21 protein-coding genes and 5 tRNA genes are annotated in these 25,714 nt (G+C 57.4%); 4 read left to right on the forward strand and 22 right to left on the reverse strand.

Translation table 11 applies throughout. The features are described from left to right. Positions 1-110: 110 nt before the first annotated feature. The 17 genes from gshA to mltB all read right to left on the reverse strand — a co-directional run bounded on the left by gshA (position 111) and on the right by mltB (position 13,176). Positions 111-1,655, reverse strand: a complete 1,545-nt coding sequence (gene gshA, locus FFS28_RS13705; RefSeq protein WP_137849825.1) for a glutamate--cysteine ligase — start codon at positions 1,653-1,655, stop codon at positions 111-113. Between the two features lie 83 nt (positions 1,656-1,738). Further along, positions 1,739-2,167, reverse strand: a complete 429-nt coding sequence (locus FFS28_RS13710; protein ID WP_058608497.1) for a YqaA family protein — start codon at positions 2,165-2,167, stop codon at positions 1,739-1,741. After that, the gene (gene yqaB / locus FFS28_RS13715) at positions 2,164-2,730 is read right to left on the reverse strand and encodes a fructose-1-phosphate/6-phosphogluconate phosphatase (RefSeq protein ID WP_006178158.1); all 567 of its coding nucleotides are present in this window, start codon (positions 2,728-2,730) and stop codon (positions 2,164-2,166) included. The genes FFS28_RS13710 and yqaB overlap by 4 nt, the downstream gene beginning before the upstream one ends. 247 nt (positions 2,731-2,977) lie before the next feature. Beyond that, positions 2,978-3,054, reverse strand: a tRNA-Arg gene (locus FFS28_RS13720). 29 nt (positions 3,055-3,083) lie between these two features. Next, positions 3,084-3,160, reverse strand: a tRNA-Arg gene (locus FFS28_RS13725). 63 nt (positions 3,161-3,223) lie between these two features. Continuing rightward, a tRNA-Arg gene (locus FFS28_RS13730) sits at positions 3,224-3,300 on the reverse strand. A gap of 64 nt (positions 3,301-3,364) precedes the next feature. After that, a tRNA-Arg gene (locus FFS28_RS13735) sits at positions 3,365-3,441 on the reverse strand. 4 nt (positions 3,442-3,445) lie between these two features. After that, a tRNA-Ser gene (locus FFS28_RS13740) sits at positions 3,446-3,538 on the reverse strand. Between the two features lie 344 nt (positions 3,539-3,882). Further along, positions 3,883-4,068, reverse strand: a complete 186-nt coding sequence (csrA, locus tag FFS28_RS13745) for a carbon storage regulator CsrA (RefSeq protein ID WP_000906486.1) — start codon at positions 4,066-4,068, stop codon at positions 3,883-3,885. 241 nt (positions 4,069-4,309) lie between these two features. Next, a complete protein-coding gene (alaS, locus tag FFS28_RS13750; protein ID WP_137849826.1) occupies positions 4,310-6,937 on the reverse strand; it encodes an alanine--tRNA ligase in 2,628 nt (875 codons plus the stop codon). Between the two features lie 131 nt (positions 6,938-7,068). Further along, a complete protein-coding gene (gene recX, locus FFS28_RS13755) occupies positions 7,069-7,569 on the reverse strand; it encodes a recombination regulator RecX (protein ID WP_006178160.1) in 501 nt (166 codons plus the stop codon). A 70-nt stretch (positions 7,570-7,639) separates the two neighbouring features. Next, positions 7,640-8,698 carry a recombinase RecA gene (recA, locus tag FFS28_RS13760; RefSeq protein ID WP_137849827.1) on the reverse strand — a complete coding sequence of 353 codons (1,059 nt, stop codon included), beginning with the start codon at positions 8,696-8,698 and terminating at the stop codon, positions 7,640-7,642. Positions 8,699-8,787: 89 nt separating this feature from the next. Further along, positions 8,788-9,285, reverse strand: coding sequence for a nicotinamide-nucleotide amidase (pncC, locus tag FFS28_RS13765; protein WP_006178162.1), 498 nt, complete (start codon positions 9,283-9,285; stop codon positions 8,788-8,790). A 130-nt stretch (positions 9,286-9,415) separates the two neighbouring features. Further along, on the reverse strand, positions 9,416-10,294 hold the full coding sequence (locus FFS28_RS13770; protein WP_137849928.1) for a metal ABC transporter substrate-binding protein: 879 nt from the start codon (positions 10,292-10,294) through the stop codon (positions 9,416-9,418). Beyond that, a complete protein-coding gene (locus FFS28_RS13775) occupies positions 10,294-11,169 on the reverse strand; it encodes a metal ABC transporter permease (RefSeq protein ID WP_058608499.1) in 876 nt (291 codons plus the stop codon). Before FFS28_RS13775 ends, FFS28_RS13770 begins: the two co-directional genes overlap by 1 nt. After that, a complete protein-coding gene (locus FFS28_RS13780) occupies positions 11,166-11,819 on the reverse strand; it encodes a metal ABC transporter ATP-binding protein (protein ID WP_137849828.1) in 654 nt (217 codons plus the stop codon). Before FFS28_RS13780 ends, FFS28_RS13775 begins: the two co-directional genes overlap by 4 nt. 256 nt (positions 11,820-12,075) lie before the next feature. Further along, the gene (gene mltB, locus FFS28_RS13785) at positions 12,076-13,176 is read right to left on the reverse strand and encodes a lytic murein transglycosylase B (protein WP_171007413.1); all 1,101 of its coding nucleotides are present in this window, start codon (positions 13,174-13,176) and stop codon (positions 12,076-12,078) included. 190 nt (positions 13,177-13,366) lie between these two features. Here mltB and gutQ point away from each other — a divergent pair, with 190 nt between their 5' ends. Further along, complete coding sequence (gutQ, locus tag FFS28_RS13790) at positions 13,367-14,332, forward strand: arabinose-5-phosphate isomerase GutQ (protein ID WP_006178167.1); 966 nt, start codon at positions 13,367-13,369, stop codon at positions 14,330-14,332. On the opposite strand, the gene norR is transcribed toward gutQ, so the two are convergent. Then, positions 14,325-15,836: a nitric oxide reductase transcriptional regulator NorR gene (gene norR / locus FFS28_RS13795; RefSeq protein ID WP_137849830.1), complete on the reverse strand. Its 1,512-nt coding sequence runs from the start codon at positions 15,834-15,836 to the stop codon at positions 14,325-14,327. The genes gutQ and norR overlap by 8 nt on opposite strands. Before the next feature lie 187 nt (positions 15,837-16,023). Between norR and norV the strand changes: the two genes are divergently transcribed. Then, positions 16,024-17,469: an anaerobic nitric oxide reductase flavorubredoxin gene (norV, locus tag FFS28_RS13800; protein WP_137849831.1), complete on the forward strand. Its 1,446-nt coding sequence runs from the start codon at positions 16,024-16,026 to the stop codon at positions 17,467-17,469. Beyond that, complete coding sequence (gene norW / locus FFS28_RS13805) at positions 17,466-18,599, forward strand: NADH:flavorubredoxin reductase NorW (protein WP_137849832.1); 1,134 nt, start codon at positions 17,466-17,468, stop codon at positions 18,597-18,599. The genes norV and norW overlap by 4 nt, the downstream gene beginning before the upstream one ends. 489 nt (positions 18,600-19,088) lie before the next feature. Here norW and FFS28_RS13810 read toward each other — a convergent pair whose 3' ends face one another. The 4 genes from FFS28_RS13810 to FFS28_RS13825 all read right to left on the reverse strand — a co-directional run bounded on the left by FFS28_RS13810 (position 19,089) and on the right by FFS28_RS13825 (position 24,035). Further along, the gene (locus FFS28_RS13810) at positions 19,089-20,111 is read right to left on the reverse strand and encodes a HoxN/HupN/NixA family nickel/cobalt transporter (RefSeq protein WP_137849833.1); all 1,023 of its coding nucleotides are present in this window, start codon (positions 20,109-20,111) and stop codon (positions 19,089-19,091) included. Next, entirely contained in the window at positions 20,089-22,335 is a 2,247-nt protein-coding gene (hypF, locus tag FFS28_RS13815; protein ID WP_137849834.1) for a carbamoyltransferase HypF, read from the reverse strand. The genes FFS28_RS13810 and hypF overlap by 23 nt, the downstream gene beginning before the upstream one ends. A 6-nt stretch (positions 22,336-22,341) precedes the next feature. Beyond that, positions 22,342-22,887 carry an electron transport protein HydN gene (gene hydN / locus FFS28_RS13820; protein WP_006178177.1) on the reverse strand — a complete coding sequence of 182 codons (546 nt, stop codon included), beginning with the start codon at positions 22,885-22,887 and terminating at the stop codon, positions 22,342-22,344. A 134-nt stretch (positions 22,888-23,021) separates the two neighbouring features. After that, positions 23,022-24,035 carry a LacI family DNA-binding transcriptional regulator gene (locus tag FFS28_RS13825; RefSeq protein ID WP_137849835.1) on the reverse strand — a complete coding sequence of 338 codons (1,014 nt, stop codon included), beginning with the start codon at positions 24,033-24,035 and terminating at the stop codon, positions 23,022-23,024. Positions 24,036-24,249: 214 nt separating this feature from the next. Between FFS28_RS13825 and ascF the strand changes: the two genes are divergently transcribed. Next, positions 24,250-25,701: a PTS cellobiose/arbutin/salicin transporter subunit IIBC gene (gene ascF / locus FFS28_RS13830; protein WP_088208654.1), complete on the forward strand. Its 1,452-nt coding sequence runs from the start codon at positions 24,250-24,252 to the stop codon at positions 25,699-25,701. The last annotated feature ends 13 nt before the right edge of the window (positions 25,702-25,714 follow it).

Below are 25,714 nucleotides of genomic sequence, written 5' to 3' on the forward strand. Positions count from 1 at the left end.
CTTCTACAGAATGCGCGTCTGAGTATATGAAAGACGCGCATTTGTTATCATCATCCCTGAATTCAGAGATGTATATTTTGGCCACAGCGATGTGGCCTTTTTCTTTTGGCTCAGGCCTGCTTCGCCAGAAACGTCTCAAACGACTCGGTATCTGCCGCCTCGACCTCTCTCTGACGCACGATAGACGCCTCGCGTTCCGCCACAAAATCGGCTTCACTCAGCACCTCTAACGGCTCCTGCATCAGCATCTCACGGTACTCCGCAGCAAGCGAACGGCCGGTGCCGCCAATGCCCTGATCAATCATAGAACGCAAGATACGCGCTGAGAACGTCAGTTCAGGGTTATCAAAGCTTTCGACCAGCTGGTCACACACTTTTTGATACTCCTCGCCGCCATAGACGCTGTCCAGAGTCTGGGCGACACGTTTCAGATCGCGGAAAAGATCTTTGCCTACCTTCGGCAGCGGGAATTGCGCGGTTTCACAGCCAATGCCCAGCGTCAGACCCGGCTTGCGCCCTTCCAGAATCACCCGATTCCAGTTCGTGCGGGTACAGAGCAACTCATCCGCACTCATTTCCGGCGCATCCGCCAGCACGCACCAGACCATAAACAGATCGAGGAAGCGAACCTGCTGTTCATCAACGCCTATCGGTGAGAACGGGTTGATATCGAGCGAGCGAACTTCGATGTACTCAATACCCCCGCGCTGCAGCGCATCCGACGGCGTTTCACCGCTGCGCGTTACGCGCTTCGGACGAATAGGCGCATACAGTTCATTCTCAATCTGCAGCACGTTGCTGTTGATTTGCAGGCGCTTGCCGTCTTTTTCGAGGCCGATTTTTTCGTACTCTTCGGACGGCGTTTTGATCGCCCGCTTCAATCCTGCCACATATTCATGCAATTCGTTAAACGTAATACCGAGATTGCTTTGCGATTTATTGGTATAGCCAAGATCGCTCAGGCGCAGAGAGGTGGCATACGGCAGGTAGTACATACCGCACTCGGTCTTCTCAAACGGCAATGTGGTCGGTTTCCCCTGCAGGAACGACGAGCAGATGGCCGGAGAGGCACCAAACAGATAAGGAATGACCCAGCCAAAACGGTAATAGTTGCGGATCAGGCGGAAATAGCCCGCAGAGATCGCCTCTTTATCCGTTTCACCGCATTTCGCCTGCCAGAACGCCATCGGCAGTGAGAAGTTGTAATGGACGCCGGAGATAGTCTGCATCAACGCGCCATAGCGGTTTTTCAGCCCTTCGCGGTAGAGCGTTTTCAGACGACCCACGTTAGAGGTGCCGTACTGCGCCAGCTCAATCTCCTGCCCCTGCTCGATATAGCACGGCATGCTGAGCGGCCACATGCGCTCGTCGCCCAGATTACGGGCGGTGAAGCGATGGACATCGCGCAGCGTTTTCAGCATATGATCAATATCGCCGTCTACCGGAGTAATGAACTCCAGCAGCGCTTCGGCGAAATCAGTTGTGATCCATTTATGTGTCAGCGCCGAGCCTAACGCTTCCGGGTGACCCGTTGTCGCTAAGCTGCCATCCGCATTAACGCGCAGCGTTTCGCGTTCCAGCCCACGCTGAATACCCTTCAGTGCCTGAGGGTGGTTTTCCAGCCAGGCCAGCGCCTGTGATACGTCCGGGATCAATTTGACCTCCCGCCTGTCAAAGTAATGTTTCTCAGCATAATTGTAATGGTTGACGATTGAAGGTCGCTATCTCACTCCACCAATTAGTGCCACCACGTCATACCCTGTAGTGTTACCCATGCCACGAGAACATACCGTAACGCCTTGCCAAGGCACAAAAAAAAGAGAACCGGCCCCCAGGAGATGCGCATCCATCCCGCCAGAAGGCACAGCAAATCACCTATTACAGGCATCCAGCTTAATAACAGCGTGGCAGCGCCATAGCGTTTTAGCCAGCCGACTGCCTTTTCCTGCCAGCGCGATTTTTCGCGTAGCGGAAAGAAACGCCCAAGAATAACGTTAGTCAGCCCTCCAAGGCTATTACCCATTGTTGCTATTAACACGAGCAACCAGGGCTGACTTGCGCCGGACAACAGCATCGCCACCAGTACGACTTCCGAGTTGCCCGGTAATAGCGTAGCGCTTAAGAAACTGCTGGCAAACAGTGAAGCAAGTGACAGCGCGTCACTCATAGTAAGCGAACATCCACCGCGGCCATTCCGGCATCACGCGCAGCCTGAATACCAAAATCGGCATCCTCGAAAACAACGCATTTTGCTGCGGGTACGCCCATCAGTTCAGCACAGAGCAGAAAAGTGTCCGGTGCGGGCTTATGATTTTTAACATGATCGGCGGCAACCACGGCAGAAAAATAGTGGCGCAGGCCCAGATGATTCAGCAAGGCTTCCGCCACTGCGCTTTCGCTGCCCGTACCGACCGACATCGGACGACGTCCGTGCCATGCCTTCACCACATCAATCAATGGCAAAGGACGTACGGTATCTAATAGCATAGCTTTCACTGCGTCGGTTTTTTCGCGTGCGAGTTGATGCGGGTCGAGATCGGCCTGATTCAGCTCAATCACGGCCTGGGCAATACGCCAGGTGGGAGATCCGTTGAGGGCAACCATCGCCTGTAAATCGAAACGCATACCGTAACGACCCAGGACATCATCCCAGGCCTTGCGATGCGTCGGCTCGGTGTCTAAGAGGGTGCCATCCATATCAAAGATCAGACCGTCATACTGTGCGTACATCGTGCTCTCGCTAAACGATTAACAAAGCATTACTTTATCGTAAACGGGCGTTTTTGTCGCTGAAAGAGAGTGGGATTACTGACGGAACGTCGAAGGAATAAACAAGAGGAGAATATGGTGCATCCGGGAGGATTACTCGGCTGCGCCTTGCCCTTCGGGCCGTTGCTAAAGCAACGTTATCCTCCCTGGTGCTTGCGGCTAAACCGCAGACCTTGAAACAATAGCGTAGCTATTATCTCGGAGAAGATGGTGCATCCGGGAGGATTCGAACCTCCGACCGCTCGGTTCGTAGCCGAGTACTCTATCCAGCTGAGCTACGGATGCATCAGGGTAACGCTTTGAAAAACAGCAAATGGTGCATCCGGGAGGATTCGAACCTCCGACCGCTCGGTTCGTAGCCGAGTACTCTATCCAGCTGAGCTACGGATGCATCGGGATTTACTGCTGTACTACTCGATGTTCATATCACGACCAGGTAATATGAAATAGTAAATGGTGCATCCGGGAGGATTCGAACCTCCGACCGCTCGGTTCGTAGCCGAGTACTCTATCCAGCTGAGCTACGGATGCATCGGGATTTACTACTGTACTACTCGATATTCATATCACTTCTAAAGCAATATGAAGTAATAGATGGTGCATCCGGGAGGATTCGAACCTCCGACCGCTCGGTTCGTAGCCGAGTACTCTATCCAGCTGAGCTACGGATGCAAAATGGCGGTGAGGCGGGGATTCGAACCCCGGATGCAGCTTTTGACCGCATACTCCCTTAGCAGGGGAGCGCCTTCAGCCTCTCGGCCACCTCACCACACAACGCCTCTTTCGAGTGCTTCGAGTAACTCGTTAAGAGCTTCTCGTCGCTGCGTGGCGCATATATTACTTTCTGGGACTTATAAGTCAAACAATTTTCCAAAAGCTTTTATCGTTTGGACAAATCGCAGGCAATTCGCATGTAAAACCCGCAAAGAGGGTGTTTTATAAGCGGATTTTGCAGGCAGCTGTGCAGCATTCTCACGTGAGAAGCGTGAACTTTGCGGACGTTAAGGGTTATGGAGCGGTCAAAAAGAGCGCAATTGAAATAGAACGGTAACTTTATGGAGGAAGAATAACAGGAGGGGGTTGCGTCTCGCCCGACAGCGAGACGCAATAATATCAGTAACTGGACTGCTGGGATTTTTCAGCCTGGATACGCTGGTAGATCTCTTCACGGTGGACAGATACTTCTTTAGGAGCGTTAACACCAATACGTACCTGGTTACCCTTTACCCCTAAAACTGTCACGGTGACCTCATCCCCAATCATGAGGGTCTCACCAACTCGACGAGTCAGAATCAGCATTCTTTGCTCCTTGAAAGATTAAAAGAGTCGGGTCTCTTGTATCCCGGCATTATCCATCATATAACGCCAAAAAGTAAGCGATGACAAACACGTAAAGTGTAAGCAGTCACGGCATCACATTCTGTTAAACGTAAGTTTAGCCGATATACACAAACTCAACCTGACTTTATCGTTATCGATAGCGCAGTGAACAAGACGCCATAACGTTACCGCTACGGCGTCTGTTTGTGCTTTGTTGTTATTACAGTTTGGCGCTTACCCAGCTTTCAACACTGGCTAATGCCGCAGGAAGTGCCGCCGAATCAGTACCGCCGGCTTGCGCCATGTCCGGACGACCGCCACCTTTACCGCCCACCTGCTGAGCGACCATACCGATCAATTCCCCTGCTTTAACACGATCCGTCACATCCTTAGAGACGCCCGCAATCAGAGAAACCTTACCTTCTGCCACCGTCGCCAGCACGATTACCGCCGAACCTAACTGGTTCTTCAGGTCGTCGACCATAGTGCGCAGCATCTTAGGCTCAACGCCAGCCAGCTCGCTGACCAGCAGTTTGACGCCCTTAATGTCTACCGCTTTGCTGGAGAGGCTTGCGCTCTCCTGTGCTGCCGCCTGTTCTTTCAACTGCTGCAGCTCTTTCTCCAGCTGGCGGGTACGATCCAGCGCAACACGCACTTTCTCGCCCAGATTCTGGCTATCGCCTTTCAGCAGCTGCGCGATATCGTGCAGCTGGTCGCTCTGCGCGTGCAGGCTGGCAATAGCGGCTTCACCCGTCACCGCTTCGATACGACGAACGCCTGCCGCCGTGCCTGACTCAGACATGATGCGGAACAGACCGATATCACCGGTGCGTGATGCGTGAGTCCCACCGCACAGCTCGGTTGAGAAGTCGCCCATGCTCAGCACGCGAACACGTTCGTCATATTTCTCACCAAACAGCGCCATAGCCCCTTTGTTCTTCGCGGCCTCGAGATCCATGATGTTGGTTTCGATTGGCAGGTTACGACGGATCTGCGCGTTCACCAGATCTTCCACCGCACGGATTTCAGACGGTTTCATCGCTTCAAAATGCGAGAAGTCGAAACGCAGCACTTTGTCGTTAACCAGAGACCCTTTCTGTGCCACGTGCGTACCCAGCACCTCGCGCAGCGCGGCGTGCATCAGGTGTGTTGCAGAGTGGTTCAGACGGATGCGCGCACGGCGAGCTTCATCGACGTTAGCCTGCACGCCTTCACCGACTTTCAGTGAACCGGAAACCAGTTTGCCCTGGTGACCAATGGCCTGGCCGTATTTCTGCGTATCGCTCACGCTGAAGCTGAAACCGTTGCCCTTCAGTTCGCCTTTATCGCCAACCTGACCGCCGGATTCGGCATAGAACGGCGTTTTGTCGAGGATGACAACGGCTTCCTGGCCCGCGCTGATGCTGTCTACGGCTTTACCGTCAACAAACAGTGCAGTGACGTTGCCGGTCAGTTCCAGCGCGTCGTAGCCTTTAAATTCAGAGGCGCTATCAACTCGGATCATTGCGTTGTAGTCTGCGCCAAAACCGCTGGATTCACGCGCGCGACGACGCTGCTCTTCCATCGCGGCTTCAAAGCCGGCTTCGTCAACTTTGATGTTGCGCTCACGGCAAACGTCCGCCGTCAGGTCAACCGGGAAGCCGTAGGTGTCGTACAGGCGGAAAGCGGTTTCGCCATCCAGCGTGTCGCCCTTGAGCTTAGACAGTTCGTCGTCCAGCAGCGCCAGACCGCGCTCCAGAGTACGGGCAAACTGCTCTTCTTCGGTTTTCAGAACCTGCTCCACCTGCGCCTGCTGGCGTTTCAGTTCGTCGCCGGCAGAACCCATCACGCCAATCAGTGGCCCAACGAGCTTATAGAAGAAGGTATCTTTCGCGCCCAGCATGTTGCCGTGACGAATTGCGCGACGAATGATACGACGCAGCACGTAGCCACGGTTTTCATTCGACGGGATAACGCCGTCGGCAATCAGGAATGCGCAGGATCGGATATGGTCAGCGATAACGCGCAGCGATTTGTTATTCAGATCGGTTGCGCCCGTCACTTCGGCAACGGCTTTAATCAGCGTGCTGAACAGGTCAATTTCGTAGTTGGAGTTAACGTGCTGCAGAACCGCAGCAATACGCTCCAGACCCATGCCGGTATCCACGGACGGTTTCGGCAGTGGCTCCATGGTGCCGTCGGCCTGACGGTTAAACTGCATGAAGACGATGTTCCAGATCTCAATGTAGCGATCGCCATCTTCTTCTGCGCTGCCCGGAGGGCCACCCCAGATATGGTCGCCGTGATCGTAGAAGATCTCGGTGCACGGGCCGCAAGGACCGGTGTCACCCATCTGCCAGAAGTTGTCTGAAGCAAACGGTGCGCCTTTGTTATCACCAATACGGATAATGCGTTCGCGCGGGATACCGACTTCTTTTTCCCAGATGTCGAACGCTTCATCGTCCGTTTCATAGACGGTAACCCACAGACGCTCTTTTGGCAGGTTGAACCAGTTTTCACCGGTCAGCAGTTCCCATGCATATTGAATGGCATCGTGTTTGAAATAGTCGCCGAAGCTGAAGTTACCCAGCATTTCGAAGAAGGTGTGGTGACGCGCGGTGTAACCGACGTTTTCCAGGTCATTATGTTTACCGCCCGCACGCACGCAACGCTGTGAGGTTGTCGCGCGGGAATAATTACGCTTGTCGAGACCAAGGAATACGTCCTTGAACTGGTTCATCCCGGCGTTGGTAAACAGCAGAGTCGGGTCGTTATTTGGTACCAGGGAGCTGCTGGCAACAACCTGGTGTCCCTTACTATGGAAAAAATCGAGAAACGCCTGACGGATCTCAGCGGTGCTCTTGCTCATAATTATCCTGAAATCAAGCTAACAAAATGTCGCAGCAAGTCTGTATCTGTTTACAGTTGGACAGACCAGCTACTGGAAAAAGTGGGAATAAGATAAGTTTTCTTTAGTGGGAAGTAAAATCCCGCATGCGTTCAATCGACAAAATTGCGCCAGATATCCTGAATATCTTCCATCAGGAAGCCGCGGTAGAGTAAAAATCGCTGAATTTTGACTTTTTCCGAAAATTCACGCGGCAGCGGTTCACCGTATTTCCGGATCGCCTGCTCTCGCGCCATCTCACACCAGTCGAGATCGCACTCTCGCAGGGTTTTATCAATGGATTCCCGGGAGATACCCTTCTGGTTAAGCTCCTGGCGAATACGTGCAGGGCCGTAACCTTTCCGGCCACGGCTGGCAAGAAACCGGGAGGCGAAACGGTCGTCATCGAGATAGTTCTGCTCATAGCACCAGGCGATCACGCGGTCGTAGTCTTCCGCCGTGGCATCAATCTCTTCCGGCCCGTTTTTACTCATCACGGGTGCCGCCAGTTTACGCCGTAACTCCTGCTCGCTGTGGTCACGCACTGCCAGAATCCGTACCGCGCGATCCAGCAGGCGCGCATAGGCAGGGCGGCGAGATGTCGGTTCACTCATAAAAAAACCTGCTAATTCAGAAATGCAAAAAGGGCCGCATTCGCAGCCCTTCATTTTCTACACGGAAGAATTAGAAATCTTCGTTGGTTTCTTCAGCATCTGCGGCATTAACCACGAAATCCGGTTTGGAGTCCTGGTTGTTCAGCAGAAGCTCACGCACCTTTTTCTCGATCTCTTTCGCCGCGGCCGGGTTATCTTTCAGCCAGGAAATGGCATTTGCTTTACCCTGACCGATTTTATCGCCGTTGTAGCTGTACCAGGCACCCGCTTTCTCAATCAGCTTCTCTTTCACGCCCAGGTCAACCAGCTCGCCGTAGAAGTTGATACCTTCGCCGTAGAGGATCTGGAATTCAGCCTGTTTAAACGGTGCTGCGATTTTGTTCTTCACAACCTTCACGCGGGTTTCACTACCCACCACGTTCTCACCGTCTTTCACCGCGCCAATACGGCGGATATCCAGACGCACAGACGCGTAGAATTTCAGCGCGTTACCGCCAGTGGTGGTTTCCGGGTTACCGAACATCACACCGATTTTCATACGGATCTGGTTGATGAAGATCAGCAGCGTGTTGGACTGTTTCAGGTTACCTGCCAGCTTACGCATCGCCTGGCTCATCATACGTGCCGCGAGGCCCATGTGAGAGTCACCGATTTCACCTTCGATTTCGGCTTTTGGCGTCAGCGCGGCAACGGAGTCAACCACGATAACGTCAACCGCACCAGAACGTGCCAGCGCGTCACAAATTTCCAGCGCTTGCTCGCCGGTGTCCGGCTGAGAACACAGCAGGTTGTCGATATCAACACCCAGCTTACGTGCGTAGACGGGGTCAAGCGCGTGCTCGGCATCGATAAACGCACAGGTTTTACCTTCGCGCTGTGCCGCCGCAACGACCTGCAGGGTCAGCGTGGTTTTACCTGAGGATTCCGGCCCGTAGATTTCTACGATACGGCCCATCGGCAAACCGCCCGCGCCCAGTGCGATATCCAGAGAAAGCGAACCGGTGGAGATAGTTTCCACATCCATGGAACGGTCTTCACCCAGGCGCATGATGGAGCCTTTACCGAATTGCTTTTCGATCTGGCCCAGTGCTGCCGCCAACGCTTTCTGTTTGTTTTCGTCGATAGCCATTATTACTCCTGTCATGCCGGGAGAAGCAACTGCGCTTCACCGTGGATTTCTGTTCTGTTGGTGCAATTATACTGTATAGTCATACAGTATCAAGTATTTTGTAGAAAATGTTGCCAGAGCGTTTTTAACGCATATTCCGTCGCCTGACGACGCACGCTTTCGCGATCGCCGCTGAAGCATTCCCGACGCGTTATCCCCTCGCCTTTCGAGGTTGCGAAACCAAACCACACGGTGCCAACAGGCTTCACGTCGCTGCCGCCATCCGGCCCGGCGATGCCGCTAATCGAAATCGCATAGTCTGCGCGCGCCTCTTTCAGGGCACCAATCGCCATCTCAATGACCACCGGTTCGCTGACCGCGCCATGCTGTTCAAGCGTGGCTTCACGCACGCCGATCATCTGGGCTTTAGCTTCATTACTGTAGGTCACAAAGCCGCGTTCAAACCAGGCGGAACTGCCCGCAATATCAGTAATCACTTTGGCGACCCAGCCACCGGTACAGGACTCGGCGGTGGTGATGGTCGCCCCGCGCTGCTTCAATGCCAGCCCTACCACTTCACTAAGCTGCATCAATTCATGGTCAGTCATTTTCGCTCCAGGCTTCGGAAAAACGTGCAGCACAAGATAGCACTTTCTCGTTAAATATGGGGATGCGCTTCAGGTTTTACGAGGGAGCTTCAGAAAAAAGCCGACGCGGGCGCATCGGCTTGAAAGAACATTACTTCATGCTGTCGGCGAGGGTATCCACGTTGTGGCGGAACGCCCTGACGTAGGTATCCGCCACGCCGCCTTTTGCCGACAAGGCTTCCGGGTAGAGTTCACCGCCAGGCTCGGCTCCTGTTGCGCTGGCAATTTGCTTCACCAGACGCGGGTCGAGCTGGTTTTCCATAAACCAGGTTTTAACGCCGTCGGCTTTAATCTGGTTGATGATCTCAGCCACCTGCGCCGCGCTGGCTTCGCTCTCCGACGACAGCCCCTGCGGCGCCATAAAGGTGACACCGTAGGCGCGGCTGAAATAGCCGAAAGCGTCATGGCTGGTCAGTACGTTGCGTTTTGCCTGCGGGATCTGGCTAAAGCGCGTTTTGGCCCAGCCGTCCAGTTGGGTCAGTTGGGCGATGTACGGCTTCCCGGTAGCCTCCAGCGCGGCTTTGTCGTCCGGGTCAGCTTTCACCAGCGCCGACAGTATATTTTGCGCATACAGCGCCCCGTTCGCCGCGCTGTTCCAGGCATGGGGATCGGTCACGGTTTTGCCGTCTTCTTCCAGCGTGTGCGTTTTCACCCCCGCCGAGGCCACCACCAGCTGGCCTTTAAAGCCGGAGGCTTTCACCAGACGGTCAAGCCAGCCCTCAAGCCCTAATCCGTTAACCACCACCACGTCCGCCTTGCTTAACGCCGCACTGTCTTTCGGCGACGGTTCAAAGGTGTGCGGATCGCCATCCGGCCCCACCAGCGTAGTCACCTTCACATGTTCACCCCCCACTTCCTGCGTAATATCACCCAGGATGGAAAAGCTGGTCACCACATTAAGCGTTTTCGCCATCAACCCCGGCGACATCATTCCTAGCGCGAGCGCAATAGCTAACCCTGTACGTTTCATCATTTCCCCTTGCGTTGAAAAAGCGCACGCAGGCTGCCAGCCAGCCTGCTGCGCGAACCCAATAAAATCGAGATAAAAAACAGCGCGCTGGCGGTCAGCACAATGGACGGCCCGGCAGGTAAGCTTGCGGCCCAGGAGAGGCTTAATCCCAGCCACGCACAGCCGATACCGCTGATACCCGCCACCGCCAGCAGCCCCGGTAGCGTGCGGGCCCAGCAGCGCGCCGCAACCGCCGGGAGCATCATCAGCCCAACGGCCATCAGCGTGCCGAGCACCTGAAAACCGGCCACCAGGTTGAGCACCAGCAGGGCGAGAAACAGGCCGTGCAGCAGTCCGGGCAGCCAGCGGGCATTCACCTGCAGCCACGCGGTATCAAACGCCTCGGTAACCAGCCCACGATAGAAAATCGCCAGCGTAATAAGGGTGACCATACACACGCCCGCGACGAACAGCGCGGCGTCATTGTCCACCGCGAGAATAGAACCGAAGAGAAGATGCAGCAGGTCTACGTTCGATCCGCGCAGCGAGACCAGAGTCACGCCGAGGGCAAGCGATCCGAGGTAGAACCCGGCGAAGCTGGCGTCCTCTTTGAGCGGCGTGCGGCGGCTGACCACGCCCGCCACCAGCGCGACGGTAATGCCCGCCACGAAACCGCCCACGCTCATCGCCAGCAGCGACATTCCGCTAAGCAGATACCCCACCGCCACGCCGGGCAAAATGGCATGGGAGAGCGCATCGCCCATCAGGCTCATCTGACGCAGCTGCAAAAAGACGCCCAGCGCCGTCGTGCTGACGGAGAGCGCCAGGCAAACCACCAGCGCGCGGCGCATAAAGCCGTATTCGATAAAGGGCTGAAAGAAGATGTGCCAGATCATGCCACCCTCACCCGTTCCGTGGTCCAGCAGGGAATATCGTGATCCAGCCGCAACGTTTGTGGGAAGTGCCGCGACACGCGCTCACTGTCGTGTAACACCGCCAGCAGCGTCTGCCCCTGCATGTACATCTCCAGCATGATCTCCATCAGGACGTTACTGGTCGCTTCATCGACACCGGTAAAAGGTTCATCGAGCATCACCAGCGGCGCCTGCTGCACTAACACGCGCGCAAATAGCATGCGCTGAAACTGGCCTCCGGAGAGCGCATCGATGGTCGACAGCGCCATTGACGCCAGCCCCACTCGCTCAAGCGCCCCCGCAATTCGCAGACGCGCGTCAGGGCTAAACCCGGAAAAAAGTGAGACGCGTGGCCAGCAGCCCATCCCCACCACATCCTGCACGGTCAGCGGAAATTGCGCCTCCAGCGCGTGCCGCTGCGCCAGCCAGCCAATCACCGGGCGTTTTCCCTGCCAGCGAAAGCTGCCGCTTACCGGCGGAAGAAAACCCGCGAGCGTTTTGAGCAGCGTGGATTTCCCGCAGCCGTTCGCACCGACGATGGCAGTCAGGCTGCCGCGCTCAATAGCCCCCGATAACGCCCGCGTGACGGGCTGGCGGTCATAGCCCGCAATAAGTTCGTTCATCACGATCATGGCAGCGCCACCGCCCAGCGCACGGCGAGACCGAGAAAGATCATCAGCACCAGGGCCAGCAGAAGCCGCGCCTGAGCGGAGAGCGATAAAAAGGAAGTCGACATCTTTACACCACTTTAAATGTTATAACATAACAATAATAAAAGATGACAATGATGTAAATGAAGGAAGGGTAAAGGGAGTGTGGCGAAATGTTTCTAAGAAGAACGGGGCGCACGGCTCCCCTCTCCCAACGGGAGAGGGGGTATAAGGTAACTTACTGGCTAAACGGTGACGCCGCCGGCACGCGTGCCTGGGAAACCGCCAGCCCCAGCTGCCACACGGCCATCGCATAATGCGTGCTGTGGTTATAGCGGGTGATGGTGTAGAAGTTAGGCAGACCGTACCAGTACTGATAACCCGTACCGACATCCAGGCGCAGCAGGCTCACCTGCTGGGCGTCACCCAGCGGCTGGGTCGGCGTTAAGCCTGCCGCAATCAACTGCGCAGGGCTGTACTGGGTTTTGAAGCCATTTTCCAGGCCAAACGCCTGGCCGTTGGCCTGCACCGCCACCTGGCCGCCCGGCGTCCAGCCGTGCGCTTTGAAGTAGTTTGCCACGCTGCCGATAGCATCTACCGGATCCCACAGGTTGATGTGACCATCCCCGTTGAAATCGACGGCATATTGCTTATAGGAAGACGGCATAAACTGGCCGTAGCCCATTGCACCGGCAAACGAGCCTTTCAGATCCAGCGGATCGTCCTGCTCGTTACGCGCCATCAACAGGAAGGTTTCCAGTTCGGACGAGAAGTATTCGGCGCGGCGCGGGTAGTTAAAGGAGAGCGTTGCCAGCGCGTCGAGGATGCGGGTTTTGCCCATCACGCGGCCCCAGCGGGTTTCCACGCCGATAATCCCGACGATGATTTCAGGCGGAACGCCGTAAACCTGCCACGCGCGGTTGAGCGCATCTTCATACTGGTTCCAGAACGCCACGCCGTTTTGCACGTTGTCCGGGGTAATAAACTGTTTGCGGTAGCGCAGCCACGCACCGTTCGGCCCGGTTGGAACCTGTGCCGTCGGGGCCTGCCTGTCCATCAGACGCAGCACGTAGTCCAGACGTTTCGCCTGAGACAAAATCTCGTGCAGCTGCTGGCGGTCAAAGCCGTGCTTGCTCACCATTTTGTCGATGAAAGCTTCCGCAGCCGGGTTGTTCGCAAAATCGCCACCCATCTGCATCATATTGTGCTGCGGCTCCAGCAAGAAGCCCCCGGACGGCGCGCCAGCCGTCTGCTGAACAGCTTCGGTCTTTGGTTTGCTACTACAGGCGGACAGCAAAATAAGTGCAGGCAGCAGCGCTGCATAACGACGCTTGAACATGGGACATCCATTTAACGAGTTCGATAAGAACCCAGTATGGTAAAGCATCCCCAACTCCTCAAGGAAGCGGTTCTGTGGCCGTAAGCAAAATCTTTCGACATTGACCACGATCGCCGAAAGGAGAATGGATTACTATAGCGCCCTCCTTCCGCCGCGAAGGGAATGGAAACGATCGAAACCGGAGAGAGCGATGAGTGATTTTCTGTTAAATGCAGGCCGCCAGACCCTGCTGCTGGAGTTGCAGGAAGCAAGCCGCCTGCCGGAACGTCTGGGCGAGGATTTTGTCCGCGCGGCCAACACCCTTATTCAGTGTGAAGGAAAAGTGATTGTGGCAGGGATTGGTAAATCCGGCCATATCGGCAAAAAGATTGCCGCAACGCTTGCCAGCACCGGCACGCCCGCCTTTTTCGTCCATCCGGCTGAAGCGCTGCATGGCGATCTGGGGATGATTGAAAGCCGCGACGTGATGCTGTTCATCTCCTACTCCGGTTCAGCCAAAGAGCTGGATCTCATCATCCCTCGCCTGCAGGAAAAATCGGTAGCGCTGCTGGCGATGACCGGCAAACCCCGCTCGCCGCTGGCGCTGGCAGCCAAAGCCACGCTGGATATCTCCGTTGAACGCGAAGCCTGCCCGATGCACCTTGCCCCCACCTCCAGCACCGTCAATACGCTGATGATGGGCGATGCGCTGGCCATGGCGGTGATGCAGGCGCGCGGGTTTAACGAAGAAGATTTTGCCCGCTCGCATCCGGCGGGGGCGCTGGGCGCGCGTCTGCTCAATAAAGTGCACCACCTGATGCGCACCGACGAGGCCACGCCGCAGGTCACGCTTGATACCAGCGTGATGGACGCAATGCTGGAGCTGAGCCGTACCGGGCTGGGGCTGGTTGCCGTGTGTGATGACGGCGGCTTCGTCAAAGGCGTCTTTACCGACGGCGACCTGCGCCGCTGGCTGGTTGGCGGCGGTAAGCTGGAATCGCAGGTGTCAGACGCCATGACCACAGGCGGCTTAACGCTCAACGCCGAAAGCCGCGCCATTGAGGCTAAAGAGGTGCTGATGAAGCGTAAAATTACCGCCGCACCGGTGGTGGATGACAGCGGCAGGCTGTGCGGGGCCATCAACCTGCAGGATTTCTATCAGGCCGGTATTATTTAAGCCCAAGACGCTTCGCCAGCCGGTGCAGGTTGGCGACGTCCGTCTCCAGCGCACGCGCGCACGCGGCCCAGCTGCGATTATTCTGCACCAGCGCACGGGCGATAGTCTGTCGCTGAAACGCCTCCGTCGCCTCACGCAGATTCTGGGTAGCAATCTCTGGGACAACCTGCGTCACGGTCTGCACGGCTTCATCGTGCAGGGCAAAATGACGGGCGTGGATCACCACCTCATCCCCTGACCGCGTGGCCCGCGCCAGCACCACCGCACGGTGAATGGCATGTTCCAGCTCGCGCACGTTACCCGGCCAGTCGTAGCTCAGCAGATGTCTGCGCGCGCCCGGGCTTAACACTACGCGGGAAAGCCCCATCTTCAGACGACACTGCTCGCAGAAATAGCCCGCCAGCAGCACCACATCTTCACCACGCTCGCGCAGCGGCGGCACGGAGAGCGGGAAAACGCTCAGTCGGTGAAACAGGTCGGCACGGAACTGTCCGGCCAGCACGGCTTCACGCAGATCGCGGTTAGTGGCGGCCAGCACGCGCACGTCGACGCGCAGGCTGCGATCGTCCCCGACGCGCTGAATATCGCCATACTGCAGCACGCGCAGCAGCTTCGCCTGCAGCGACAGCGACAGCTCACCAATTTCGTCGAGGAACAGCGTGCCGTTATCCGCCATTTCAAACTTGCCGCTGCGGTTGCTGATGGCCCCGGTAAACGCCCCTTTGACGTGACCAAACAGCTCGCTTTCCGCCACGCTCTCCGGCAGCGCCGCGCAGTTAAGGTAGACCAGCGGGTTAACCGCACGCGGCGAGGCCTCGTGAATCGACTTCGCCACCAGCTCCTTCCCGGTGCCGGTTTCACCAAAAATCAGCACGTTCAAATCGGAGGCCGCCACGATGTCGATCTCTTTTTTAAGCTGCGCCATGCCCGGCGACAGGCCAATCATCTCGGTGTGAGCCACCTGCTCAAACGCTGCCGGGCTGCCGGGAAGAATGTTCTGGCTCTCCAGTTGCTCAATCAGCAGCGCATTGTTGAGCGCGCCGGCGGCCAGCGCGGCAATCAGCCGCAGCTCCTCGTCGCTGAACGTGTCGAACTGATCCGGCGACATGCCGTCAAGCGTCAGCGCGCCGATGAGGTTTTGCCCGGCAAACAGCGGCAGGCCAATGCAGGCGTGCACCTTCAGGCTCTCCTGTCCGGGGATCAACCCGTCATAGGGATCGGGCAGATCGCTGTCTGCCGGAAAGCGCACCACGTCCCCCGCCCTGGCGATAGTTTCCAGGCGCGGGTGGCCTTCAAGGGTAAAGCGACGCCCCAGCACGTCCTGCGCCAGCCCGTCGATCGCCAGGGGGATAAACTGCCGCCCCTCGTAGCGCAGCAGCGCCGATGCATCGCACTCCAGCACGTGGCGCAGCGTGGAAATCAGCCGCTGAAAACGGTCCTGATGCCCAATCCCGGTTTGCAGTTCAATGGCTATCTTCGCCAGTACATCTACAGAAAAGCTCATGTTGACCTCGCTGTCATTTTGACAATACATATTGTCATATTGACAGTATTTATCATAGTCATTATGACTACCCATTAGGGAGGATGAAAAATAAAACCATATACAATCAATAAGTTAAAAAGTTGGCACGCAACTTGATATAGCTAAACCATCTTATTTAAAAACGTCGCATTAAACTGAGGTTGCTATGTCTATTCTGGTTAAAAATAACATTCATTGGGTTGGCCAACGTGACTGGGAAGTTCGTGATTTCCACGGAACTGAATACAAAACGCTGCGCGGCAGCAGCTATAACAGCTATCTCATTCGTGAAGGCAAAAACGTCCTGATTGATACCGTCGATCACAAATTCAGCCGTGAGTTCGTGCAGAACCTGCGCAGCGAAATCGACCTGAATGACATCGACTACATCATTATTAACCATGCGGAAGAAGATCACGCCGGCGCGCTGACCGAGTTGATGTCCTATATCCCGAACACGCCAATCTACTGCACCACCAACGCGATTGACTCCATTAACGGCCATCATCACCATCCGGAGTGGAATTTCCACACCGTGAAAACCGGTGACTCCCTGGATATCGGTAACGGCAAACAGCTGATCTTCGTGGAAACGCCTATGCTGCACTGGCCTGACAGCATGATGACCTACATGACCGGCGACGCGGTGCTGTTCAGTAACGACGCCTTCGGCCAGCACTACTGCGATGAGCGTCTGTTCAACGACGAAGTGGATCAGACCGAGCTGTTCGAGCAGTGCCAGCGCTACTACGCCAACATCCTTACGCCGTTCAGCCGTCTGGTAACGCCAAAAATCACTGAGATCCTCGGCTTTAACCTGCCGGTGGATATGATTGCCACCTCTCACGGCGTGGTATGGCGTGAAAATCCAACCCAGATTGTCGAGCTGTATCTGAAATGGGCGGCAGATTATCAGGAAGATCGCATCACTATCTTCTACGACACCATGTCCAACAACACCCGCATGATGGCGGATGCAATCGCGCAGGGTATCAACGAAGTTGACCCGAACGTAGCGGTGAAAATCTTCAACGTCGCCCGCAGCGATAAAAACGAGATTCTGACCAATACCTTCCGCTCCAAAGGCGTGCTGGTGGGCACCTCCACCATGAACAACGTGATGATGCCAAAAATTGCGGGTCTGGTAGAAGAGATGACCGGCCTGCGCTTCCGCAATAAACGCGCCAGCGCCTTTGGCTCCCACGGCTGGAGCGGCGGCGCGGTTGACCGTCTCTCAACCCGCCTGCAGGATGCCGGTTTTGAAATGTCCATGAGCCTCAAGGCCAAATGGCGCCCAGACATCGACGCGCTGGAAATCTGCCGCCAGCACGGTCGCGATATCGCACGTCAGTGGGCGCTCGCTCCACTGCCTGAAGCCGTAGCAAAACCGGCCGAACCACAGCCCGCCAGCAGCTGTGCCGCCGCTTCTGCCGATCTCGGCCCGCGCATGCAGTGCAGCGTCTGCCAGTGGATTTACGACCCGGAACTGGGCGAGCCACTGCAGGATGTCGCCCCGGGCACGCCGTGGAGTGACGTACCGGACAACTTCCTCTGCCCGGAATGTTCCCTTGGTAAAGACGTCTTTGACGAACTGGCTACGGAGGCAAAATGAGCAACGGGATCGTCATCATCGGCTCGGGCTTTGCCGCCCGCCAGCTGGTGAAAAACATTCGTAAACAGGATGCCAGCGTGCCGTTGACGGTGATCGCCGCCGACAGCATGGACGAGTACAACAAGCCTGATTTAAGCCACGTCATTAGCCAGAATCAGCGTGCCGAAGACCTCACCCGCCAGTCGGCGGGGGAGTTCGCGGAACAGTTTAACCTGCGCCTGTTTCCCTACACCTGGGTAACCGATATCGACGCTGCCGCCCACGTCGTGAAAGCGAAAGACCAGAGCTGGCAGTACGATAAGTTAGTGCTTGCTACCGGCGCTTCTGCCTTTGTTCCACCGGTTGAAGGCCGCGAGCTGATGCTCACCCTGAACAGCCAGCAGGAGTACCAGGCCAGCGAAACGAGGCTTCGCGATGCGCAGCGCGTGATGATTGTTGGCGGCGGCCTGATTGGCACCGAGCTGGCGATGGACTTCTGCCGGGCGGGTAAAGCCGTCACCTTAGTGGACCACGCGGCGAGCATCCTGTCGGCGCTGATGCCTGCGGAAGTAAGCAGTCGCTTACAGCATCGTCTGACCGATATGGGTGTGCACCTGCTGCTGAAATCGCAGCTGCACAGTCTGACCAAAACCGAGAGCGGCGTGCGCGCTACGCTCGACGGCAATCGCAGCGTAGAGGTAGACGTCGTTATCGCTGCTACCGGGCTGCGTCCGGAAACGGCGCTGGCTCACCGTGCCGGAGCCGAGACCCACCGCGGCGTGAAGGTAGACAGCTACCTGCGCACCACGCAGCCCGACATCTATGCGCTGGGCGATTGCGCGGAGATCAATGGCCAGGTTCTGCCGTTCCTGCAGCCGATACAGCTTAGCGCGATGTATCTGGCGAAAAATCTGCTTGGGGGCAGTACGCCCCTGAAATTACCCGCGATGCTGGTGAAGGTGAAAACACCCGAGCTGCCGCTGCACCTTGCCGGTGAAACCCAGCGCCGGGATCTTAACTGGCATATCACCCTTGAGTCTCAGGGGATGGTGGCACGCGGTGCTGACGATGAGGGCAATCTGCGCGCCTTCGTGGTCAGTGAAGATCGGATGAAGGAGGCTTTCGCTCTGCTGAAATCGCTGCCCGCTTAACCCTTAGCCTTTTACCACGCTTACTTAACCTTGGGATTTTATTATCCGCAGCCCCGATGTCCTGGGGCTTTTTTTTACGCAATCTATTCATAAAATAAATACAAATCAGATAAATCACCGCTATCAGTCCTTTTATTATTTATTCCATCAATACTGAAATACGAAATCACTAAAAAACACCGACCCGTTTTATTTTACTGATTTTATCTTAGCCCGGAAGCCCGCACTGCGCGGCTGCATATCCTGCTGAAACCTGCCACCAGGGTAAGTAGCAAAGGCCATGGCACCCTTTTTAATGGTGTAAAATGCGGAATATCTCATTTAAGAATGCATGGTATATTTAAATAATAATTCGCCGTAAAAATATAATTTAAATTCATTTGTCATGCATTATTTTTTATTTCCCGGGCATCACTCTTTTCGTAAAGCTGTTATTTTTAACAGCCGGAGGCTGGCCCGAGGTTACCCAGGCGAGCCTCCGTCGCAGGTTCAGGAGCGGACGACCAGCGCATCGTAGCCGCGCCAGCGGTAGTTAACCATCGAGATCAGCCAGCAGGCGGCAAACAGCCCAACGACGACAAATCCGGCGTTGCCGAGGTTGTCGTTGACCGCGCCAATCAGCTCCCACACGCCGCCGCTGAGTGCGAATTTATCCATCAGCAGGCCCAGCGCTTCCAGCCCACCGATGAACAGCGCCACTACCACGGATGTCCCGGTGATGGTCATGTTGTAGTAGAGCTTGCGCTGTGGTTTATTAAACGCCCAGCCGTAAGCGCCCACCATTAACAGATTATCAAGCGTGTCGATCAGCGCCATGCCGCTGGCGAACAGTGCCGGGAAGATCATGATCGCCCACACCGACATCCCCTTTGAGGCGCTGGCCGCGGAGATGCCCAGCACGCCAATCTCGGTGGCGGTGTCAAAACCCAGTCCGAACAGGAAGCCGACCAGGTACATCTGCCAGCTTTTGTTGACCAGGCGGAACGTCGCGCCAAACAGCCAGTTCATCACCCCGCCCTGCGCTGGCAGCGCAAGATCGCCGCTGGCCGAACGCCCTTTTTTCAGCGCCTGAAAACTGCGCCAGACGCCGCGTAAAATCACCATATTCACCAGTGCCATTGCCAGCAGGAACGTGGCCGACACGGCGGTGCCAATCATCCCGCCCGTCTCGTGGAACCAGGCCATGTTTTTCTGGAAGGCCGTGGCGGTTGCCGCGATTGCAATGGACGCCAGCACCACGATGGTAGAGTGCCCCAGCGAAAACCACGCCCCCACGCCTGACGGGCGTTTGCCCTGCTGCATCATCTTACGCGTGACGGTATCGATAGCCGCAATATGGTCGGCATCCACCGCGTGTCGCAGTCCGTAGCACCAGGCCAGCAGGCTTGCGGCCATCAGTGCCGGGCTGGCGCTGAAGGTTGACCATGCCCATCCCCAGGCAAGCAGATTTGCCATTACCAGAGCCAGCAGCAGTAACGCCGCGCGAGGTTCATTGCGTAAGAGTCGTAACATTTTGAGTCCTTTGTGAACATGACCGGGCGGCGGCGACAACCGCCTGCCCGAAGGAGATAGCCCCGTCACCTGCGGGCAGCTGACGAGGAAAAAGAAGGTGGTAGTCGGCGAGATAATGACTAAGCCGCGCGCGCAACAGACGGTTATGGAACACGCCGCCGCTGCAGCACACCGTTGAAAGCGACAGACGCCGGGCATGGCGCACGGCAAGTTCCGCCAGCCCTTTTGCCAGGGCGTCATGGAAGGCCCATGCCCGCTCGCAGGGTTCAGCCTGCCAGTTGAGCCACTGCTGCCAGAAGAGAGAGAGGTTTTCCACCGACAGGGTAACCGGATGCGCCACACCCGCACACTGCGACGCCAGCGCTTCCAGCCCGCAGGCGGCTTCCCCTTCGTAGCGCTGGTTTTCAGCGGCAATGCCCAGCGCGCAGGCCACCGCGTCGAACAGCCGTCCACAGGATGAGGCCCGCGGCGCGTTGATCCCGCGCGTAATGGCGGCAGAAAGCAGCGGCCAGTTTTGCCGCTGCATGGCCTGCGTTTCCGGATAGCGTTGCCACGCCGGAACAAAAGCCAGGCAGTGGGCAAGCAAATTGCGCCACGGCTGGACGGCAGCCAGATCCCCGCCCGGCAGCGCCACGGCGGGCAGGCCGCCCAGATGTTCGCATTCGAGATAGTTCACCCGCAGGCATTCCCCGCCCCACAGCGCGCCGTTCTCGCCCATGCCAATGCCGTCCAGCGTCAGGGCAATCACATCCCCGCCGTCCAGCGGCCAGCCGTGCTCGGCCATGCAGGCCGCCGCGTGCGCGTGGTGGTGCAGCACCGTCTCGAGCGGCAACGCCTGCTCTTTGGCCCACGCGTGGGCGTGGTACCCCGGATGTGCATCACAGACCACGCGTTCCGCCTGGAAGGCGTAGATCCGCTGCATCACGTCAAGCGACGCGCGCCACTGCGCCTCCACGCCCTCCTCGCTGAGATCGCCAAAGTGCTGGCTCACAACCGCCTGGCTGCCGCGCACCAGACAAAACGTGTTTTTCAGCTCCGCACCGGTGCACAGCATGGAGGGGATATTACAAAACCCTGCGGGTAACGTGATGGCATCCGGCACAAAACCGCGCGCGCGGCGCAGCATCACGCCGTCCTGATCCAGCACGGAGTCATCCATCCGCTGGAGGATGTCGCGGTTGTGCAGCAGGAACCCGTCCGCGATGTCACTCAGATCGTCCAGCGCCTGCTGGTTGGTCATGGCTGGCGGCCTGCCGCTGAGGTTGCCGGAGGTCATCACCAGCGGACGCTGGCAGTCCATCATCAGCAGATGCTGCAGCGGGTTCGCCGGGAGCATGACGCCAATCGTCGAAAGGCCGGGAGCAATCCCGTCAGGCAGGTCAGGAAGCCACGATGCCGGCACTAACACGATGGGCGCAGCAGGAGAGTGCAGCAGCGTTTGGATTGAATCCGGCAGGCCATCCGCCTGCGGGAGCATCACCGCGAGCGGCTTCGCCGGACGGCGCTTACGCAAACGCAGTGTGGCTATCGCCTGCGGATGGCGCGCATCGCAGGCAAGGTGAAAACCGCCCAGCCCTTTGATGGCGACGATGCCGCCGTTTTTCAGCATCTCAACCGCGGCGCTCAGGGCCGCTTCACGCACGGCGGTTTTATCTCCCGCACGCCATTCCAGCCAGGGGCCACAGTCCGGGCACGCCACCGGCTGGGCATGAAAACGCCGGTCGGCGGGGTCGCGGTACTCCGTTTCACAGGGCGTGCACAGCGGGAAGTGCGCCATTGCCGTGGCCGGACGGTCATACGGCATCGCGCGGATAATGGTGAAACGCGGGCCGCAGTGGGTGCAGTTGATAAAGGGATAGCGGTAGCGGCGCCCGGCAGGGTCGCGCATTTCGGCCAGACACGCCGGGCAGGTGGCGGCATCCGGAACAATCTGGGTGTCCATGGTCCCGCCCGCGCTGTGGCGAATGGAAAAATCGTCCGGCACGCGCGTCCAGGTAAAGGGCTGCGTATCAACGTGGTCAATGCGTGCCAGGGGTGGGCAGTCCTGATGCAGCCTCGCGGTAAAGGCCCCCCCATCACCCGCGAGGCGCACCAGCACGCCCTGTGCGTCATTGCAGACATCGCCCCTAAGCTGAAGCTGGTTCGCCAGCTGCCAGACGAAGGGACGAAAACCGACGCCCTGCACCCTGCCGCGTATGCGCAGCTGCACACCGTTACTGCTCATCGCGGCTTAAAACAGCAGAGATGACGACGTGTCGAACGCTGCCCGACGGCGTTTTTCCGCGCTCATCTGTTCGAGTTTGTCGCGATCCACGCAGACCAGCGCATGCGTCGGGCAGGCTTCCATGCAGGCCGGGCCGGCTTCGCGGTGATAGCAAAGGTCGCATTTATTGGCTTCGGCCTTCTCCGCTCGCACGCTCAGCCCCGCGCCGCTGTTGCGCACCACCGGGCGAACGACCACCTCCATCGCGCCATACGGACAGGCCACCACGCAGGTTTTGCACCCGATACAGCGCTCCTGCATCACGTGTACAAATCCTTTTTCGCGTTTGATTGCCCCGTTAGGGCAGACGTTGGCGCACGGCGCGTCTTCGCACTGGCGGCAGATCGCCGCCGTTGAGATATCCACGCCTTTGATAACGTGAATGCGCGGCAGGAAAGATTCCGGGGTCAGGGAGGCACAATCCTGATCCGCCTGGTGGGACACCACGCAGGCGACTTCACAGGTTCGGCAACCAATGCACTTACTGGCATCGGCCATCATAAAACGGTTCATCTACTACTCCAGCATATCAGTCATGCGCGAAGCTATTCACAAACCGTGCCAATTATTAACCTGTTGATTTATATATAAATGAACAACGAAAGCGGCACCGTCATCGTCACTTCTGACGATGACGGCTGTCGACGTCAGCGATGCGGACCGTCAGTGACGGAGTCGCGCAGGATCAGCTCGCCGGAGAAGGTTTGCTGAGAGGTGAACTCACCGCTATCCAGCATGAAGATTAAGCGACTGATGGTCTCTTTGATCATCTCCGTCACCGGAATACGCACGCTGGAGAGCGACGGCACGGTGTATGGCGCAATGGCAACATCGTCGAACCCAATCACCGACACCGCCTCCGGCGCGGCGATTCCGCTGTCATGAAGCTGTTTCAGGGCACCTATCGCCATATCGTCATTGCTCGCCACCAGCGCCGTAAAACGCTCGCCGCGGGATAACAGCCCGGCGACGGCCGCCGAACCGCTTGCCGGAGTCCACTTCCCTTCTGCTATCAGTTCTTCGCGCAGGGCAATGCCGTGCTGCGCCAGCGCGGCTTTGTAACCTGACAGACGCTCAACCCCGGTCGGGGAATCCAGCGAGCCGGTGATAAACGCAATCTCCCGGTGCCCTTTCGCAATCAGCTGCGACACCGCCTCCTGAGAGGAGGATTTATGATCGGACCAGACACTGTGGCTGCTGTTTTTGCGCAGACGGCGGTTCAGCACCATAATCGGCTGCTCGCATTTCTCAACGATCTCGTCCATCTCCTCCACGCTGAGAAAACGCGGATAGATAATCACCGCGTCGCAGCGCATATCCAGCAGATACTGGATCGCCTCGCGCTCCTCTTCGGCGCTGTGCTTGCCGTCCGCCAGGATCAGCTGCCGTCCTTTCTCTTCGGTCATGCGCGCGGCGTGGAACAGCAGTTCGCTAAAGTAGACGCCGTGATACAGGGTGTTGGTCACCACCAGCCCCAGCGTCTGGGTGCGCCTGGTCGCCAGGTTGCGCGCCAGCAAATTCGGGCGATAGCCGCTCTCATCGATGGCCTGAAACACCCGGTCTTTGGTCTCCTGGCTGACGTAGCCATTGCCCGACAGCACCCTGGAAACCGTCGCTTTCGAAACGCCTGCCCGTTTCGCCACTTCCAGCATCGTGGTCATCGTGTTCTTCCCTCTCAATCTGATGGTTCGCAGTGTACTGCACCGCATAAAAATTGTCGCAGCGGCAGCATCACGCTTTTTTCCGCGTCGGGTGATCGTCGTCACGAAACGAAAAAATGGACAAAAAGCGATCTTGTTTCATCAGGAAAAACTCATGATGATTATGTGAAACCGGTTTCCTACACGACTCACAACGATAACAGGAACACATCCGATGGCCAAAAACTATGCCGCGCTGGCAAACGACGTGATCAGCGCGCTCGGCGGTAAAGATAACATCGTCGCCGTCACCCACTGTATGACGCGTCTGCGCTTTGTTCTGAAAGACGAAAGCCTTACCGACGCCGCGCGTCTGAAAAGCATCAGCGGCGTGCTCGGCGTGGTGCGCAGCGATAACCAGTGCCAGGTGATTATTGGCAACACCGTTTCTCAGGCCTACCGCGAAGTGGTCAGCCTGTTACCCACCGACCTCCAGCCTGCCGTGCCGGAAGGTCCGCAAAAAATGACCTTGCGGCGGATAGGCGCAGGGATCCTTGATGCGCTGATCGGCACCATGTCGCCGCTGATCCCGGCGATCATCGGCGGCTCGATGGTCAAGCTGCTGGCGATGATCCTCGAGATGACCGGCGTGCTGGAGAAAGGCGCGCCGACCCTGACCATCCTGACCGTCATCGGCGACGGGGCGTTCTTCTTCCTGCCGCTGATGGTTGCGGCTTCGGCGGCGGTGAAATTCAAAACCAATATGTCGCTCGCCATCGCTATTGCGGGCGTGCTGGTACACCCGAGCTTTATCGAGCTGATGGCGAAAGCGGCGCAGGGCGAGCATGTAGAATTTGCCTTAATTCCGGTCACGGCGGTGAAATATACCTACACCGTGATCCCGGCGCTGGTCATGACCTGGTGCCTGTCGTATATCGAACGCTGGGTGGATCGCATCACGCCGGCGGTGACAAAAAACTTCCTGAAGCCGATGCTGATCGTGCTGATTGCCGCCCCGCTCGCCATTGTGCTGATTGGACCGCTGGGGATCTGGATCGGCAGCGCCATCTCCGCGCTGGTGTACACCATTCACGGCTATCTGGGCTGGCTGTCGGTCGCCATCATGGGCGCGCTGTGGCCGCTGCTGGTGATGACCGGTATGCACCGCGTGTTTACGCCAACCATCATCCAGACCATTGCCGAAACGGGCAAAGAAGGGATGGTGATGCCGTCAGAAATCGGCGCCAACCTGTCGCTTGGCGGCTCGTCGCTGGCAGTGGCGTGGAAAACTAAAAACCCGGAGCTGCGCCAGACGGCGCTGGCGGCCGCGGCCTCTGCCATCATGGCGGGGATCTCTGAGCCGGCCCTGTACGGCGTAGCGGTGCGGCTGAAGCGTCCGCTGATTGCGAGCCTGATCAGCGGCTTTATCTGTGGCGCGGTGGCCGGTGTGGCAGGCCTTGCCAGCCACTCGATGGCTGCGCCGGGGCTGTTTACCAGCGTCCAGTTCTTCGACCCGGCGAACCCGATGACCATCGTCTGGGTATTCGGCGTGATGGGGCTGGCGGTAGTGCTGTCGTTTGTTCTGACCCTGATATTAGGTTTTGAAGATATCCCGGTTGAAGACGACGCCGAAAAGGCACGCGCCCTGCAAACCGCCCCGGTTCAGGCCAACGCAGCACGAGCATAAATGTATAGCGAGG

Source organism: Enterobacter sp. 2VL, assembly GCF_005503595.1.
Lineage (GTDB): Bacteria > Pseudomonadota > Gammaproteobacteria > Enterobacterales > Enterobacteriaceae > Enterobacter > Enterobacter cancerogenus.